The following is a 14,991-nucleotide window of genomic DNA, read 5'->3' as shown; positions in this document are numbered from 1 at the left end:
ACGTGACCGGAAGGCGCAGCCTACCGGTCGACCCGACCGCCGCACTCGACCGTCGGAGGAGCGAGAATGGCCAGCCGCGTGCCGAGCCGCAGCGACGAGGATATCCAGCGCGACATCCTGGCGGAGCTGGCCTGGGAGCCCCGGGTGCAGCCGAACGAGATCGGCGTCGCGGTGCAGGAGGGCGTGGTGACCCTGCGCGGCTGGGTCGACAACTACGCCAAGAAGTGGGCGGCGGAACGGGCCGCGCACCGCGTGCACCGGGTCCGGGCGGTCGCCAACGACCTCGAGGTACGCCTGCCCTCCTCGGCCGAGCGCGACGACCCCGAGATCGCCGCCGCGGTCACCCGGGCCCTGGACTGGGACGCCTTCGTCCCCACCTCGGAGATCGACGTGACCGTCTCCAGCGGCTGGGTCGTACTGCGCGGCGAGGTCGAGTGGGAATACCAGCGACGCGCCGCCGAACAGGCGGTACGCCGGCTCGCCGGAGTTCGCGGCCTCACCAACGGGATCTCGGTGCGGCCGCACGAGCAACCGGAGCCGGACGAGATCTTCGGGCGGATCAGGAGTGCCCTGCTACGCAGCGTGGAGACCGACGCTGCGGGGATCGACATCCGGATCGAGGGCGACTCGGTGGTGCTGACCGGCGCCGTCCGGTCCTGGCTCGAACGCGAGGAGGCCGAACGGGTCGCCTGGTCGGCGCCGGGCGTGACGCACGTCGACAACCACCTCACGGTACGGCTGTGAGGCACCGGGGCTGTCAGATCAGGTTGAGTTCGCGGGCCCGGCGTACGGCGTCCCGGCGCCGGGTGGCGTCGAGCTTGCGGTAGATGTTCCGGACGTGCGTCTTGACGGTGTTCACCGAGAGCGACAGCTCGGCCGCGATCTCCACGTTGGACAGGATGCTCTGTAGGTAGCGGAGCACCGTCAGTTCCCGCTCGGTCAGCGGCTCACCCAGCGGCGTCGGCGTCGACGCCACCGCCCCGGCCGCCGCGTCGACGGAGTCGAGCAGGTCCCGCACCATCGGCCAGTACGCCGTACCCGAGTCGAGGTGGGCGGCGAGCAGGTCCCGTACCGGTGGATCGGCCCGGGTGAAGACCTGTCGGAAGCCCTCCGGCTCGGCCAGCCGGAGCACCTGTTCGAGCACCCGGGTGGCGCGGCGGTGGTCACCGGTCAGCCGGGCCGCACCGGCGTCGAGCAGTCCGGCCGCCAGCCGCAGCGGAAGCGGCCCACCGGCACCGGCCGGCGCCGCCCAGTCCGGCAGCGCACGCAGGGCGGCCTGCGGGTCCCGCCCTCGCAGGTGGGCCCGGGACAGCGCCACCGCCACCGGCTCGACCGGAGCCACTCCGCGTTCCACCGCCGGGGTCAGCATCTCCCGGGCCAACTCGACGTCGCCGTGGTCGATCCAGAGATCCGCCTCCGCGGCGAGCAGCCAGTGCGCCAGCGGCTGCGCCTCCGCCCGGTCGCCGAGGCGGCGGCGGCTGCCCGCCAGCACCTGGTGCGCGCCGGGCAGGTCACCCCGGTCACGCAGCAGCCGCGCCTCGATCATGCCGACCAGCCCGTGTACCAGCGGTTCGTCGACGTGCTCGGCGGCCCGGACGCCGAGCGCCAGGTTCGCGTCCGCGTCGTCCGGGCGGTCCCGGTACAGCGCGACGAGCGCCTGCGCGAGATAGGCGTGTACGCCGTCGGCCGGCCGGACCAGCCCGTCGAAGGGCGCCGTGCCGAGTGCCGCCCGGGCGGCCTCGTCGGCGCCGGTCAGCTCCCCTCGGACCGCCCGGGCCAGCGCCAGCCGGCCCAGGCAGAGTCGGCGGGCGCGGGTCAGTCCGGCCCGGGTCGCCTCGGCCAGCCCGTCGGCGATCTCCGGCTCGGCGACGGTCAGCTCGCCCGTGCCGAACCGGAGCATTCCCGGGACCATCCTGGCCACCGCCCTGGCCCGCAGTTCGAGATCGTCCCGTTCGGAATCGCCCGGAGCGGCCGAATCGAGGTCAAGGCCGGGGGTGAGATGGAAGTCGGGGTGGAGGTCGCGGTGGAGGTGGAGGTCGAGGTCGAGGTGGAGGTCGAGGTTGCGGTCGGGGTAGAAGTTGCGGTCGGGGTCGGCCAGGGTGAGCTGGGCGAGATCGACCCGGTCGGCGTCCAGGTAGGTGTCGACCGCCACCTCGGCCCCGTTGGCGGCGTGCGAGTCGAGCGGATCCGGGCGGAGCAGGTCGGCGACACCGGCACGTACCGCCGGTTCGTCCCCGTGCAGGTGGGCGGCGGCGAGCCGCAGGGCCGCCGCGATCCGCCGGAACCGGTGCCGGCGGGCGGCGTCGAGCAGGTCGGTGTGCTCGGCGGCCAATCCGAGGTAGTCGGTCGCGGCGGCCGGCTCACCCCCGTCCAGCCGGTCGGCGGCACAGGCCAGACCGAGTTCGGGATCGGTACGGACCACCTCGGGGGCGGGTCCCGGCGGCGCCGGCCGGGTCGGCGCGTACTGGCCGTACGGGACGAGGTCCGGCCAGTGCCGCAGCAGCACGCCGATCGCGTACGGCCAGTCGTGGGCGGCCAGCGCGTGCCGGAGCGCCTCGGCCGGCAGGTCGTTCGCGGCGAACCAGGTGGCGGCCCGACGGTGCAGCTCGGCCACCTGCTCGGCGGGGCGGCGGGCCAGCTCGGACCGGAGCAGTTCGCCGAGCATCGGGTGGCACCGGTACCCCGCCGGCCGGCCGCCGAGCGGAACCACGAACCCGCCGAGACGGTCCAGTTCGGACAGTACCCGGGCCGCGTCGGTCCGGCCGGTCAGCGTGTCCAGCAGTTCCACGGAGAAGCCCGCGACCAGCGATGCCCGGCAGAGCGCCTCCCGGGCGTCACCGGAGAGCCCGGCGATCAGCTCCTCGGTCAGATAGGCGGCGACGTCCGGATGCTCCCCGGTGAACTCGTCGACGAACCGGGCCGGGTCGGGGTGGCCCGGCAGGGCGAGGGCGGCGAACCGCAGGCCGGCGGGCCAGCCCTCGGTGCGGCTCACCAGTCTGCGGGTCTGCTCCGGCGGCAGCGGCTCCCCGTACGCGGAGAAGAGGTCGGCGACCTCGCCCGCGCGGAACGCCAGGTCGGTGGCGCGGATCTCGGTCAACTCCCCGCTGAGCCGCCAGCGGTGCAGGCCGAGCCCGGGGTCGGTACGGCAGCCGATCACCAGCCGCAGCCGTCCCGCCGCGTGCCGGAGCAGGAACTCCAACCCGCTGGAGACCTCGGGGTCGTCCACGTGGTGCAGGTCGTCCAGGATCAGGGTCGCCGGCCCGGGACGCCGGGCCAACTGGTCGGCGAGGGATTCCAGTCCGTACGCCGGGTCCGGTTCCGCCCCGACGTCCGGTTCCGGCCCGTCGACGGCCGGACGCAGCGCGGCGTACAGGTAGGACCAGAGCCGTGCCCCGCCGTCACCCGGCTCCAGCGAGAGCCAGCCCACCGGGCCCCGGTCCGGGCTCTTCCCGGCCCGGGCGTCCGTCGCGTTGCGGGCCCGGCACCAGGAACTCAGCAGTACCGTCTTGCCCCAGCCGGCCGAGGCCGAGACCACGGTCAACGGCCCCGCCGTGCCGCGGTCGAGCAGTTCGAAGAGCCGGGGCCGGGGCAGCAGCACCGCGCCGGAGCGGGGCGCGGCGGCCAGTTTGGCGGTGAGCAGCGGCGGAACCGGCCGCCCGGCGCCGCCGTCCTGACCGGCGGGTGCCGGGCCGGTGCCCGGCACGACAGTTCCGACCAGTTCCTCGATGCGTTCCTCGACCCGAGCCTCGATCCGTTCCGACAATGCCCCACCTCTTCCGGCCCGCCGCTGCGACGGTCCGAGGCGGTTACCCGGCCCGTCGCGGTTCACCCCTTGCGGACGAGCCTGGTTCACCCGGCATCGCCGGATGATGGCGACCCGGGACGTCCGGAGCGGCGGCGACACCGCGCCCCGATCGAAGCGAACGGGTTGGCCGAGGCCGGGACGCGGACCTGAGGCAGCCGGGACGCGGACCCGAGAGGCACAGGACAGCCGAGACAGGACAGCCGAGACAGGACAGCCGGCGCCGAGCCGGTCGGCCGGGGTGCCGCCGCCCCCGGCCGGCCGACTTGCCGGCAGTCGTGCTGGTCGTGCCCTTCGTGCTGGTCGTGCCGGTCGCCAGCCGATCCTGGCTGCCGCAGCCGTTTCCGGCTGTCTCCACCCCTCCCGGCTGCCTGTACTGGTTCTGGCTGCGCTCGCGGTCGTCGTCCGGTGGTCAGCCTCTCCCCGGCTGCCCGGTGCGCCGTCCGGTGGGAAGGTTCACGTACCGGTGGGAGGGTTCAGTAGACGAAGACGCTCTTCGCCGGGAAGGTGAAGGCGGGGTTGCTACCGCTGAGCAGCATCGGCCGGCCGGTGCAGTCGTCGTTGACGTAGAGCAGCGCCGCCCGGCTGTTCGTGTTGATCCAGGAGTGGGCCCGCTCTCCCCAGCCGTGGTCCACCAGGTCGACGCAGGCCCCGACGGCCGGGTCCAGCGCGGAGACGGTGAACCGGGCTCCGGTGTACGAGGTTCCCTCGAACAGGCAGAGCGCGTTGAGGAACTCACAGGTCCCACTACTCGTCGCCGCCGTGTCGGTGTCGGCCGTGGCCGCAGCGGCCGCCGCCGGCCCGGCGTACGCACCGGCGACAATGGCAGCGGTGGCCAGCGACAACAACACCCGGAAGCCGTTCCGCTTATTGGTGAGCAATTTTCGCATGATGTTTCCCCCTTTTTCTGACCGATTCCAGAAACGATGGCGAAAGGCAGGGAGGAGTCCCGTCCGGTAAACCGGGTGCGGGTGCGTCGAGGCACGGGCCGACGTCGACGGCAGGCGGGCGGCACGATGGCCGGGTGTAACGCCGCAACACCCGGAAACTGTCGTGGACCCGCAACCACCGCTGACGTATCCGCAGGTGGCGACGGCTCGACCGGCGCTGGTGGCGCTCGGGCACGGAAGCGGTCGCCGAATCGCCCGGAGCCGGTCCACGACCGGCGGGCGGCGGCGCGGGCGTACCGGCGGTGGCCGTGGCCCGCGTGGTGTCAGCGAGTCATCGATCGGGTTTTTGCCCGGCACGCCATTGTGCGGCATCGAACAACGGAATTCTCACACTCACGCGACGCCCCCGTACGCGGTCCTCGGTGGAGAAAGCAGGAATCGCCCTGGCCAAGCCATCAGACAGTGTCGATACCATAACACGCGACCATGGCTCTCACAACCAACCCCACACCGATTCGGCACCGTTTACCGCAACTGTTCGATAACCGACCAGGACCGGACGCACGACTATGGCCATACAGTTTCCGACCCGTTACGTCTTTCTCGTACCCCGGTCCGGCGCCGCCGCCGGTAACGCCCGGGCGGCACCACGCGGGCCCGGCGAACCGGTCGCCGGGCCCGGGTAAGGGGGTCTTCGGAAGCGGGCGTGTCAGGAGGGCAGGCCGCCGACCTGGGTGTTGATCCAGGACCGGATGGAGGGCAGGTCGCCGTAGATGGACGGCCCGGTGGCACAGGTCGAGTTGTTGTTACCCGCCCGGCTGGTCGCGCCGATCAGGTTCCACCGGCCGTCGACGCTGCGCACCTGCGGGCCACCGGAGTCGCCGTAGCAGGCCCCGGCGTTGCCGTTGGTGTTGTTGGTGCAGATCTCGTACGCCCCGTTGATGCCGGAGCAGCGGCTGTCGGCCACGATCGAGGTGTCCAACTCGTTGGCGATGGTCGGTGCCGAGCCGCAACCCCGGGTCGGGCAGGTCTGCCCCCAGCCGATGATCCGGGTCGCCGTGCCGACCGCGCCGGAGGTGCTCGGGATGACGGCCGGGGCGTAGCTCACCGAAGTGCCGAGCTGGAAGAGCTTCACGTCGATGGAGGGGTGGTTCACCGCGCGCACCACGCTGACCACCGTGCCGCCGCTGGTGCGGTTGACGCTGCCCACCCGCACCGAACCCGGCGTCGGGCAGTGCTTGGCGGTGACCACCCAGTTGGCCTTGATCAGTGAGGCCGAGCAGCCCGAGGTGTAGACCAGGAACGAATAGTTCTCCGACGCCGGCCGGCCGTTCACCACCAGGGTGCCGACACCGCCGTCGCCGTCGGTGGGCTCCGGTGCGGGCGCGTCGGACGCCGCCGGCACGTTCGCGTACGCGGTCGACGGTGCCGCCGAGGCGACGGCCGGCAGGGACAGGCCGGCGGCGACCAGCGCGGCCACCAGGCAGGTGCGGCGGATGAGCACCCGCGCCGGGTGTGGTCGGGACATGGGCTGACCTCCAGGGGTGTCGGAGTCGCGGTCAGGCAGCACCCTAGCGTCGAATAGATGTCCGTAGATACATATCCCTTCTCCCCTACCACCGGGCGATGCGCCGGGCCGGATCCCTGCGGCGGGTTGACCCTCGACCTGGTCGAGGGGGCAGAATGCCTGCTCATGAACGGGAGCGGCCGACTTCTCGGCATCGGCGAGATGGCCCGGGCCAGCGGCCTGAGCATCAGCGCGCTGCGCTTCTACGACGGTGCCGGCGTGCTGGCGCCCGCGTCGGTGGACCCCGGCACCGGTTACCGCCGGTACGCCGAACGGCAGTTGCCCGCCGCCCGCCTGCTGGCCGGCCTGCGCCGGATCGGAATGCCGCTGGCCGAGATCACCCGGGTGCTGGAGTTGCGCGGCTCGGACCCGGCCGCGGTGTCCCGGCTGCTGGACGCACACCTGCACCGGCTGGAGGAAGGGCTCGCCGATGCCCGCCGGGAGGCGGCCCGGCTCCGGGTACTCTGCACCGCCGCCGAGCCGGAGGTCCGGCTGACCGTACCCGGCGGGAAGCTCGCGGCGGCGGTCGACGCCGTCCGGTTCGCGGTCGGGGCCGACCCCGGGCTGCCGATGCTCGGCGGCGTGCACTTCGAGATCGACCGGGACGTGCTCCGGCTGGTCGCCACCGACCGGTACCGGATGGCCGTCTCCGAGGTCGTCGCCGACACCGGCCCGGACGACCGCGCCGGGGCCGGGGCTACGCCGTCCCGGATCGGGATCTCCCGGCTCACCGCGCCGGTCTCGTTCGTCGACGCGGCCCGGGCCCTGCTGACCGGCGGCTGGCCGGCGACCCTCACCCTCGGCTCCGCCGCCGTCAGCCTGCGGGTGCGGGACCGCCGGGTCACCGGTACCCCGCTGGAGCACGACTTTCCGGACTACCGCCGGTTGCTCCGGGCCGCCACCGGCGGGTCGGACCGCCGCCGGGTGACCGTCGACGTGGCCGGCCTGCGCGAGCGGTTGACCGCCGGCGGGACCCGCACGGTGGTACGCCCCGACGACGGCACCCGCTGCGCGGTCAGCGTGCTGGCGGTCGACGCCGCCAACCGGCTCACCGTCTCCCCCGCCGATGCCCCGGCCCCGCCGACCGATCCGGTGGTGCGGATCGGAGTCGACCGGGAGTTCCTGCTCGACGCCCTGGACGCGGTAGGGCCGGGCCAACTGGTCCTCGAACTCGACGGGCCGATCCGCCCACTGGCGGTACGCCGACCCGACGACGATCGCGCCTTCTCCATCCTGATGCCGGTACGGATCTGACCGCCCGGAGCCTCAGTCCGGCTGCTGGTCCGGGTGTCCGGCACCCAGTTCGGTGAAGAGGGTCAGTTGCAGATGTCCGGGGGCGGCCAGCCGGGAGTTGAGCGAGTTCCACGGCGTACGGGTCGGCTCGGCGAGCACCGTCGCACCCGCGTCGGCCAGGGTCGCGGTCACCGCCGGGCTGTCGTCGACCTCCAGGGCGACCCGGATGTGCCCGGCGACCCGGCGGCCGACCTCGACCTCGTCGATGTACTCGGCGTGCCCCGGATCGGTGATCTCCAGGGTGGCCCGGCCGGCCTCCAGGATCGTGACCCGGCCGTCCGGTGAGGAGAAGGCCGCCCGCTCCGGCAGGCCCAGCACGTCGCGGTAGAAACGGAGCGCCTCGTCGTAGTCGTCGGCGGTGACCACCAGCCGGAGTTGTCGGACCGGGGACGGCTCAGTCATGGCCCTCAGTCTGGCACGGGTCCGTCCGGGACCAGCCGCTCCTGCCGCCCGCCGGGGACACGCGGGCCAGCTCGAATGACCCGCCGAGACGAGTCGATCACATAAAGTGGTCAGATGCCTTTTGTCCGCTTCAACCGGATATTCTCGGGGCGGGCCACAGCCTCGGCGCCGACGGCAGCCTCGGGGCGGGCACGCCGCCGGATCGGTGCCGCGCTGGCCGTACTCGGCGGGGTGCTCGTGCTGGCGGTGGTGGTGGTCAACGAGGCGCCCGGGCCACGGCGGACCGCCGACCAACCACCGGCGGCGGTCGACCGGTTTCCGCCGACTCCGGTCGCCCCGGCCACGCCGCCGAGCGCCGAGCCGACGCTGCCCGCCGCGCCACCTCCGGCGAACCTGCCGACGATCGACTACGGACCCGCACCGCGCGGCTTTCCCCGCGACCCGGCGCCGATGTCGACGGTACGACTCGGCGAGGGCCTCCGGCCGATCCGCCGGCTCGCCGTGTACGACGCGCCGGGCGGCCGGCCCCGGGCCTTCCTGGCGCCCACCATCAGCGGAGTGCCGGTGACCGTGCCGATCGTGGCGCGCCGGGCCGGCTGGGCCGCCCTGCTGCTGCCGTCGGCGAACCGGACCATCGCCTGGGTGCCGCCCGGGCCGTGGAGCACCGAGGAACTGCGCGACCTGGTCGTGGTGGTCCGGCGGACCCACCGGCTGCACTGGTACCGGGACGACCGGCTGGTCCGTTCCTGGCCGGTCAGCGTCGGCACCTCGGCCACGCCGACTCCGCTGGGCCGGACGTTCATCCTCGGCCGCTCGACCCTGCCCGGCCGGATCTACGCCGACACCGCCGTCTTCGCGCTCGGCGCCGTACCCGACGAACCGAACTCGGTACCGTCCGGGCTGCGCGGGGCGCACATCGGACTGCACGCCTGGTACGACCCCGGCCAACTCGGCCGCGACAACAGCAACGGCTGCATCCGGATAGCCCGGAAGGCACAGGAACTCCTGCTCGCCGAGCTGTCCCCCGGCACCGAACTGCTGGTGCTGGACCGGTTCTCCGCACCCGATCGGCTCGCCGGGGCCGGACCGGTCCCCGTGCTGGCCCGCTGACGGCTCCGGACGGGCCCGCCCGGGTGGTCCCGCCGGCCGATCGGCGGTCACGTCGCGGCCGGCGTGCTAGGCTCCGCCGTTCTACGGATGGTTACCGAGACACCGGAACGGGGAGCGGGATGACTCGGATGCACCGTGGCGGCGCCGTGCTGGCTGCCGCCCTGGTCCTCGTCGTGCTGACCGGCTGCCAGAGCCTCGGCGGGGGCGGCGCGTCCGGGGCGGCGCCCGCGGAGCCGACGGCGATGCGGGGCGCGACCGACGCGGTCAAACAGGCTCGGACCCTGCGCGCCACCTTCAAGACCAGGCAGAGCGGCGGCACGATCGCCGGCGGGACCATCACCGGAGAGGCCCAGGTGATGGCCGGCAGCGGGATGGCGGTCACCTGGAGCTACCGGACCTCGACCGACTCCGGCGAGCCCAGGACGGTCGACGGTCGACTGGTCGCGGTCGACACGGCGGCGTACCTGACCTCGTCGCAGTGGAAGCTGCCGGCGGGCAAGAAGTGGTTCTCGGTCCCCGCCGGGTGGCGGGCCACCCTCGACCAGCCGATCGCACCCGAGTGGTTCGTACTGGTGATGTCCCGACTGCTCGACCCGTTGTTCCTGCTCGACCAGGGCCTGCCCGAGGCGACCGGTCTGGAGGCCACCCCGGCGCCGGGCGAACCCGAGGGGACCACCGGTTACACCGTGGACTGGAACTTCTCGCTGGACACCGCGGGGCCGCAGATGGCGGCCTGGGCCAAGCAGGTCGGCGAGGTCATCGTGCTGGAGGTCTCGCTCCATCTGGACGGAAGCGGCCGGCCGGTACGGCTGAAGGCCAGCTCCTCCACCCAACTGATGCTCTTCGACGCCGAGGTCACCTTCGCGAGCTACGGCACTCCGGCCGAGGTCACCGCGCCCGCGCCGGCCCAGGTCGAGAAGATCTGAGCCCGGTGCGGTTTCCCGGGCGCTCCGGCCCGGCGGGCCGGGCTAGAGGTCCCGGCGCATGCAGACCCGGGGCCACCGGTTCAGGCCGTGTGCCGCCTCGTGGGCCCGGATCGCGACCAGCCCGGGGGTCAGCTCCGGCTCGTCGAGGACGACGAACCCACACCGCGAGTAGTACGGGGCGTTCCAGGGCACGTGGGTGAAGGTGGTCAGGGTCAACGCCGGTACCCCGCCGGCCCGGGCATGCGCCGCGAGGTGTTCGAGCAGTTGCCGGCCCACGCCCCGGCGGGCGGCCCGGGGATGCACCGAGACCTGTTCGACGTGCAGGTTGCCGTCCACCGGCTCGGCCACCAGGTAGCCGACCGGTACGTCGTCGGCGTCGACCGCGACCCAGGCCAGGCCGGCACGCTGATGCCGGGCCAGTTCCTCGACGGAGGGTGGTTCGTCGTCGGCGACCTCGGGCATCCCGACGTCCCGGAAGGACCGCCCGGCGGCCCGCTCGATGTCCCGCAGTCCGGGCAGGTCCTGCCGGCGGGCCGGTCGGATCCGCATCGCATCATCCTCGCCGGAGCGGCCCGCAGGCGGCCAGCGATATTCCGCCGGCCCCGTCCACCCGTTGCCGCTGTCGGCGGCGGCCGGGCTGGGCCGGGGCCGTCCGCCCACGCCCCGGCTCACGTCCGGGTGGTCACGGACATGTCGACCGGATCCTCCCGCCGGAGGCGCCGTCCACCGCCGCATCCTGACACCCACGACGCTCAGTCGTCGCAACCGTAGCCGTCGCCGTCCCGATCCAGGTCGTAGATGTCGTCGCCGATCACCCGTACCGGGCCGCTGACGTACTTCGGACCGTTGCCGCTGCCGCCCGCGCAGTCCACGTCACTGGCGATCGGTACGCAACCGCCGTAGTTCGGATCGCACCTGCGGGTCTCCTTGGTGCCGACCGCGACGACCTGCGTCACCGGTTTCCTGGTCACCACCTCTTCAACCAGCTTCTTGCCCGTCTGCACACCGTTGACGTAGGTGACCTCGTAGGTGAGGGTCTTCGAGCCCTTCACTCCGGCGGTACGCACCTCGCGCTTCCCCTTGGCCAGCGAGGAGTCCTGCACGGTTCGCTGACCGAACGGGATGCTGCGGGTCTCGGTCACCCTCCGCCGCTCGGCCGTCGGGCTCGCCGAGGTCGGCGCGGGACTCGCGACCTCCGCCGCGTCGGTCGCCGGGACACTCGGCGACCCTGACGGTACGGCCGGAGCGGGCGCATCCGCCGCCGGGGAGGTGTTCGCCGAACCGGCCTCCGGATCGACGCTGTTCCCGATCGCCGCGAGACCACCGCAGCAGAGCAGCAGCGAGAGCACCGGGCCACCGACGAAGAGCGCGGCCTTCTGCCCGGGGCCGAGTCGACCGAGGAGGCCGGGTCGGGACCGGGCCGCCCCGACCGGGTACGCCGGGCCGGAGGGCGGCTGGTGCACCGGCTGCTGCCGGGTGTGCGGGTACGCGCCGGGCTCATGCGGTTGATTGGTCACGGGAGCAGTCTTGGCGCAGCTCTAGATCATCCATAGTGGTCGACCGGCGACACTTCGTGATGCTGACCGGTTCCACCGGACACACCGATGGATCCCACGAATGGCCGGGAGGCTCCGTCCGCCGCCGTACGTAGGAGCACCGGTCGGCGGATCGCCGGCCGTACCGGGACGGAAACGAGTCCCCGGCACCCGACCGGTGCCCCGGGGTGAGGCCCGACCCCTCCTACCGGTTCGACCGGTCCTGCCGGACGAGCCGGCGCAGGCCGACCGTCACCGTGCCGAGCCAGAGGGCGTACGACCACAGCATCACCCGTTCGGCGAGCCCGGCCACGCTCTCGTAGCCGCCGAAGGTCAGCGACGCGCCCTCGGTCATCACGTCGACTCCGGTCACCGCGAAGCCCAGGAACGCCACCACGCACAGCACCGTCGAGGCGGTCACCGCCCGGCTCACCGGCCGCCACCGGGGATCCCGCCGCCACACCCGGGTGAGCAGGACCGCCGCGACCGGCAGCACGGTGAAGGCGGTCAGCCCGGCGATCCCGTGCACCATGCCGGCGGGTGAGAGCGGCCGGTCCCACTGGCCGTACGGGTCGGTCGGAAAGATCCCTCCGACCAGTACGGCGGCGCTCCAGATCCCGAGCAGCCACAACCCGGCTCCGCCTCCCCTCGTCCGGGCGGCGGCCAGCCGGAGCAGTCCGGCCGACGCGACGGCGAGCGCCAGCAGCCCGGCCGGAACCAGTGGGCCTACCCCCGGGGCGTGCACGTAGTGGCTGACCATGCGCTCCACCGGACTCCACCCCGGGGTGCCGAGGTCGGCCACGGCGAAGCCGACGAACGGCAGCGCCACTCCGGCCAGTACGGCATCGGCGACGACACTGTGGCGCGGGGGACGCGCCACGCCGACGGATCGGGGCGGCCGGGTCGGGATTTCGGTGCGGGACATCTGGACCTCCTCGGTGGACCTGCCCGGACGCTATGGGCGGACCGCCGGTCGGCGCGTCGTCCCGGGGTGGACATCCGCACCGACGCCTCGGGACTACCGGCTACACCGATCGGAGTAGCGCACCGGTGACCGGGCCACCGCCGGCCGGTCCAGCGGCGATCCAGTCGGCGTCCAGTCCCGGCTGAGAGTCTCGGCGGAGTCGAGGGATCGGCATCCACGTCTACCGCTGCGGTTGGGTCGGGCGCTGTGAGCGAAGAGTCGGGCACGTTCGGCGCGTTGCTCCGCGGGTACCGGGCGCGGGGCGGGATGACCCAGGTTGCCCTGGCGGCCCGCGCCGGAGTGGGCGTACGGACCGTACGCGATCTGGAGCACGACCGGGTACGGCAGCCGCAGCGCCGGGTACTCACCCGGCTCGCCGCCGCCCTCGACCTCTCCGCCGCCGAGCAGGCCCGGCTCGGCTCCACCATCGCCGGCCGGCCGGGTGGGCCGGACCGGTCGCTCCGGATCGACGTGCTGGGTCCGCTGCGGGTCCGGCACGGGGAGCGGCCGGTCGACGTGGGACCGCCGAAGCACCAGCTCCTGCTCGGGCTGCTCGCCGTGCAACCGGACCAGCCGGTGCCGGTCTGCGACATCGTCGACGTGCTGTGGGACCGGCCGCCGCGTAGCTGTCGCGGCCTGGTCCAGACCTATCTGACCAGGGTGCGCCGGCTCGTCCGCACCGGGTACGCCGGTCCGGCCACCGCCCCGGTCATCGTCCGCGACCGTCACGGGTACCGGCTCGCGTTGCCGGCCGACCGGGTCGACGCGGGACGCTTCCGGAGCCTGGCCGAGCGGGCCGCCCGAGCGCACCGCCGGGGGCAACTGGACCGGGCGGTCGAGCTCTTCTCCGCCGGGCTGGCCTGCTGGCGTGGGCCGCTGCTGGCCGGTGCCGGGTCCGGGCTGCTCCGGCATCCCGCCGCGACGGCCCTGTCCCGGCACCGGCTGGACTGCGTACTGACCCTGGCCGACCTCGCCTTCGCCACCGGTACCGCCGGTCGGGTGACGACGCCGCTGGCCCAGGTCGCCGAGGTGGAGCAGTTGCACGAGGGGCTGCACGCCCGGTTGATGCTGGCGCTGGCCGGTACGGGGCAGCAGGCGAGCGCGCTGCGGCTCTTCGGCCGGTTGCGTGCACGCCTCGCCGACGAACTCGGGGTGCTGCCCGGCGCGGAACTCCGGGCCGCACATCTGCGGGTGCTGCGCCAGCAGGTACCCGGTGCCGACGGCCGCCCGGCGTGACGGTCAGGAGTTGGAGATGATGTACGCGTTGGGCGAGGAACTGCCCCAGTTGACGACGCAGCTGCTCACGTGCACGGGTCCGTAGACGATCCGCCAGCCGCCGGGGATGGGCGAGAACTGACACACCGTCAGGGAGGAGCCGGCGGGCATTCCCTCCGCCTGCTGCACGAAGAGGTAGCTGGCCCGGGTGTTCGGGTCGCAGATCCCGGCGTACGCCAGCACGACCCAGCCGGCCGGCACGCTGCCGCAGGACCAGCGCTGGTCACCGGGGGCCGCCAGGGCCGGCGCCGGTGGCGCGACCAGTGCGACCCCGAGGACTGCCGCGGTGAGTACGGCGAGGATCCGACGCATCTTCCTGCTCCCATCGCCCGGGGGGGGTGTGCGGTACCCCCGCAACGCTATGGGCCGGTGCCGGGCGTACCCGTGGTAGCGGAACGTGCGGCGTGCCGGCTCCGGACCGCCCCGGCCGGGCTGGGCGGACCCGGGCCGTACCGCAGCACGGACCGGCAGAACCGGCAGAACCCGCCACGCCGGCCGGAAGTGCCGCCGGCCGGGACGGGCCGGCGTCAGTCCGCCCGGTCCGCCGCGCGGCGCCGGTAGTGCCGGGAGACGCGGGCGCGGTTGCCGCAGGACGCCTTGCACCACTCCTGACGCGGGTGCTCCCGGACGAAGTAGCGCACGCAGCGGGGGGCCGGGCAGGCGGCCAGCCGGTCCCGGGCCGGGCCGGCCAGGAACTCGATCGTGGCCCGGGCCAGCCCGGCGACCAGGCGTATTCGGGCGTCGGCCGGTTCCCCGGACCAGACGAGGGTCGGGTCCGCCTGGTCGGGCCAGCTCAGTACCGGCCGGATCGGCCACCGCCCGGCGGCCTGGTTGAGCTGGTCGACGGCGTCCTGCGCCGGGAGCAGCGCGGCGGAGTCGGCCCGGCTCGGCGGCGCCGGGTGCACCGCCCGGGCGAGGAGGGTACGCGCGGCGCGGCGCAGCCCGACCACGTCGAGCCGGAGCCGCTCGTCGGCCAGCTCCCCGGCCGGGCCGAGACTGCCGGCGTACTCGCGCAGTGGCTCGGCCTGCTCCCGCAGCCAGCCGGTCAGCCCGGCGACGTCGGCGAGGTCGTCCGCGACACCGCCGTTGCCGTCGTGCCGGATCGTGCCGGCGAGGGCCAGCGCGAGTTGCTGGGACATCCGCGTCTCCTCTGCTGACGGCTTGTCCGGGCGGCCGGGCCCAGGGTAGCCTCCCTAATGGTTGCAGTGCGAGTAACCATTAGGGGGA

General features: G+C 73.7%; 14 protein-coding genes. 5 read left to right on the top strand and 9 right to left on the bottom strand.

The annotated features are described in order from the left end of the window. Positions 1–66: 66 nt before the first annotated feature. Positions 67–744, top strand: coding sequence for a BON domain-containing protein (locus tag V1634_RS09585; protein ID WP_331207405.1), 678 nt, complete (start codon positions 67–69; stop codon positions 742–744). Positions 745–757: 13 nt separating this feature from the next. On the opposite strand, the gene V1634_RS09580 is transcribed toward V1634_RS09585, so the two are convergent. From V1634_RS09580 to V1634_RS09570, 3 genes are all read right to left on the bottom strand, one after another. Further along, positions 758–3,763: a LuxR C-terminal-related transcriptional regulator gene (locus V1634_RS09580; RefSeq protein WP_331207404.1), complete on the bottom strand. Its 3,006-nt coding sequence runs from the start codon at positions 3,761–3,763 to the stop codon at positions 758–760. Between the two features lie 515 nt (positions 3,764–4,278). Next, positions 4,279–4,692 carry a peptidase inhibitor family I36 protein gene (locus V1634_RS09575; protein WP_331207403.1) on the bottom strand — a complete coding sequence of 138 codons (414 nt, stop codon included), beginning with the start codon at positions 4,690–4,692 and terminating at the stop codon, positions 4,279–4,281. Positions 4,693–5,401: 709 nt separating this feature from the next. Continuing rightward, complete coding sequence (locus V1634_RS09570; protein ID WP_331207402.1) at positions 5,402–6,220, bottom strand: S1 family peptidase; 819 nt, start codon at positions 6,218–6,220, stop codon at positions 5,402–5,404. Positions 6,221–6,385: 165 nt separating this feature from the next. On the opposite strand from V1634_RS09570, the gene V1634_RS09565 reads away from it, so the two are divergent. After that, the gene (locus tag V1634_RS09565; RefSeq protein ID WP_331207611.1) at positions 6,386–7,513 is read left to right on the top strand and encodes a DNA polymerase III subunit beta family protein; all 1,128 of its coding nucleotides are present in this window, start codon (positions 6,386–6,388) and stop codon (positions 7,511–7,513) included. A gap of 12 nt (positions 7,514–7,525) precedes the next feature. On the opposite strand, the gene V1634_RS09560 is transcribed toward V1634_RS09565, so the two are convergent. Further along, positions 7,526–7,954 (bottom strand): VOC family protein, encoded by a 429-nt coding sequence (locus V1634_RS09560; RefSeq protein ID WP_331207401.1) that lies wholly within the window; start codon positions 7,952–7,954, stop codon positions 7,526–7,528. Positions 7,955–8,068: 114 nt separating this feature from the next. Between V1634_RS09560 and V1634_RS09555 the strand changes: the two genes are divergently transcribed. Together V1634_RS09555 and V1634_RS09550 are read left to right on the top strand one after the other, a co-directional pair. Next, a complete protein-coding gene (locus tag V1634_RS09555; RefSeq protein ID WP_331207400.1) occupies positions 8,069–9,064 on the top strand; it encodes a L,D-transpeptidase in 996 nt (331 codons plus the stop codon). A 119-nt stretch (positions 9,065–9,183) separates the two neighbouring features. Then, positions 9,184–9,990 carry a hypothetical protein gene (locus V1634_RS09550; protein WP_331207399.1) on the top strand — a complete coding sequence of 269 codons (807 nt, stop codon included), beginning with the start codon at positions 9,184–9,186 and terminating at the stop codon, positions 9,988–9,990. A gap of 42 nt (positions 9,991–10,032) precedes the next feature. Here the strand turns inward: V1634_RS09550 and V1634_RS09545 are convergent, their stop codons facing one another. The 3 genes from V1634_RS09545 to V1634_RS09535 form a co-directional block, all read right to left on the bottom strand. Next, on the bottom strand, positions 10,033–10,539 hold the full coding sequence (locus V1634_RS09545; RefSeq protein ID WP_331207398.1) for a GNAT family N-acetyltransferase: 507 nt from the start codon (positions 10,537–10,539) through the stop codon (positions 10,033–10,035). 203 nt (positions 10,540–10,742) lie between these two features. Continuing rightward, positions 10,743–11,507, bottom strand: a complete 765-nt coding sequence (locus V1634_RS09540; protein WP_331207397.1) for a G5 domain-containing protein — start codon at positions 11,505–11,507, stop codon at positions 10,743–10,745. A gap of 223 nt (positions 11,508–11,730) precedes the next feature. Then, positions 11,731–12,450, bottom strand: coding sequence for a DUF998 domain-containing protein (locus V1634_RS09535; protein WP_331207396.1), 720 nt, complete (start codon positions 12,448–12,450; stop codon positions 11,731–11,733). Positions 12,451–12,696: 246 nt separating this feature from the next. On the opposite strand from V1634_RS09535, the gene V1634_RS09530 reads away from it, so the two are divergent. Further along, on the top strand, positions 12,697–13,725 hold the full coding sequence (locus V1634_RS09530) for a BTAD domain-containing putative transcriptional regulator (RefSeq protein ID WP_331207395.1): 1,029 nt from the start codon (positions 12,697–12,699) through the stop codon (positions 13,723–13,725). A gap of 3 nt (positions 13,726–13,728) precedes the next feature. Here the strand turns inward: V1634_RS09530 and V1634_RS09525 are convergent, their stop codons facing one another. Then, on the bottom strand, positions 13,729–14,076 hold the full coding sequence (locus V1634_RS09525; RefSeq protein ID WP_331207394.1) for a hypothetical protein: 348 nt from the start codon (positions 14,074–14,076) through the stop codon (positions 13,729–13,731). Between the two features lie 215 nt (positions 14,077–14,291). Then, positions 14,292–14,903, bottom strand: coding sequence for a CGNR zinc finger domain-containing protein (locus tag V1634_RS09520; RefSeq protein WP_331207393.1), 612 nt, complete (start codon positions 14,901–14,903; stop codon positions 14,292–14,294). Positions 14,904–14,991: the final 88 nt, after the last annotated feature.

The sequence above is a fragment of the Plantactinospora veratri genome, assembly GCF_036421995.1.
GTDB lineage: Bacteria > Actinomycetota > Actinomycetes > Mycobacteriales > Micromonosporaceae > Plantactinospora > Plantactinospora veratri.
This window is presented reverse-complemented; position numbering and strand designations above follow the sequence as displayed.

What these genes read in the sequence shown, in the direction of transcription:
- V1634_RS09585 (WP_331207405.1), top strand. Translation starts at nt 67, where the DNA reads ATGGCCAGCCGCGTGCCGAGCCGCAGCGACGAGGATATCCAGCGCGAC.
- V1634_RS09575 (WP_331207403.1), bottom strand. Translation starts at nt 4,692, where the DNA reads ATGCGAAAATTGCTCACCAATAAGCGGAACGGCTTCCGGGTGTTGTTG.
- V1634_RS09570 (WP_331207402.1), bottom strand. Translation starts at nt 6,220, where the DNA reads ATGTCCCGACCACACCCGGCGCGGGTGCTCATCCGCCGCACCTGCCTG.
- V1634_RS09565 (WP_331207611.1), top strand. Translation starts at nt 6,386, where the DNA reads ATGAACGGGAGCGGCCGACTTCTCGGCATCGGCGAGATGGCCCGGGCC.
- V1634_RS09560 (WP_331207401.1), bottom strand. Translation starts at nt 7,954, where the DNA reads ATGACTGAGCCGTCCCCGGTCCGACAACTCCGGCTGGTGGTCACCGCC.
- V1634_RS09555 (WP_331207400.1), top strand. Translation starts at nt 8,069, where the DNA reads ATGCCTTTTGTCCGCTTCAACCGGATATTCTCGGGGCGGGCCACAGCC.
- V1634_RS09550 (WP_331207399.1), top strand. Translation starts at nt 9,184, where the DNA reads ATGACTCGGATGCACCGTGGCGGCGCCGTGCTGGCTGCCGCCCTGGTC.
- V1634_RS09545 (WP_331207398.1), bottom strand. Translation starts at nt 10,539, where the DNA reads ATGCGGATCCGACCGGCCCGCCGGCAGGACCTGCCCGGACTGCGGGAC.
- V1634_RS09535 (WP_331207396.1), bottom strand. Translation starts at nt 12,450, where the DNA reads ATGTCCCGCACCGAAATCCCGACCCGGCCGCCCCGATCCGTCGGCGTG.
- V1634_RS09525 (WP_331207394.1), bottom strand. Translation starts at nt 14,076, where the DNA reads ATGCGTCGGATCCTCGCCGTACTCACCGCGGCAGTCCTCGGGGTCGCA.
- V1634_RS09520 (WP_331207393.1), bottom strand. Translation starts at nt 14,903, where the DNA reads ATGTCCCAGCAACTCGCGCTGGCCCTCGCCGGCACGATCCGGCACGAC.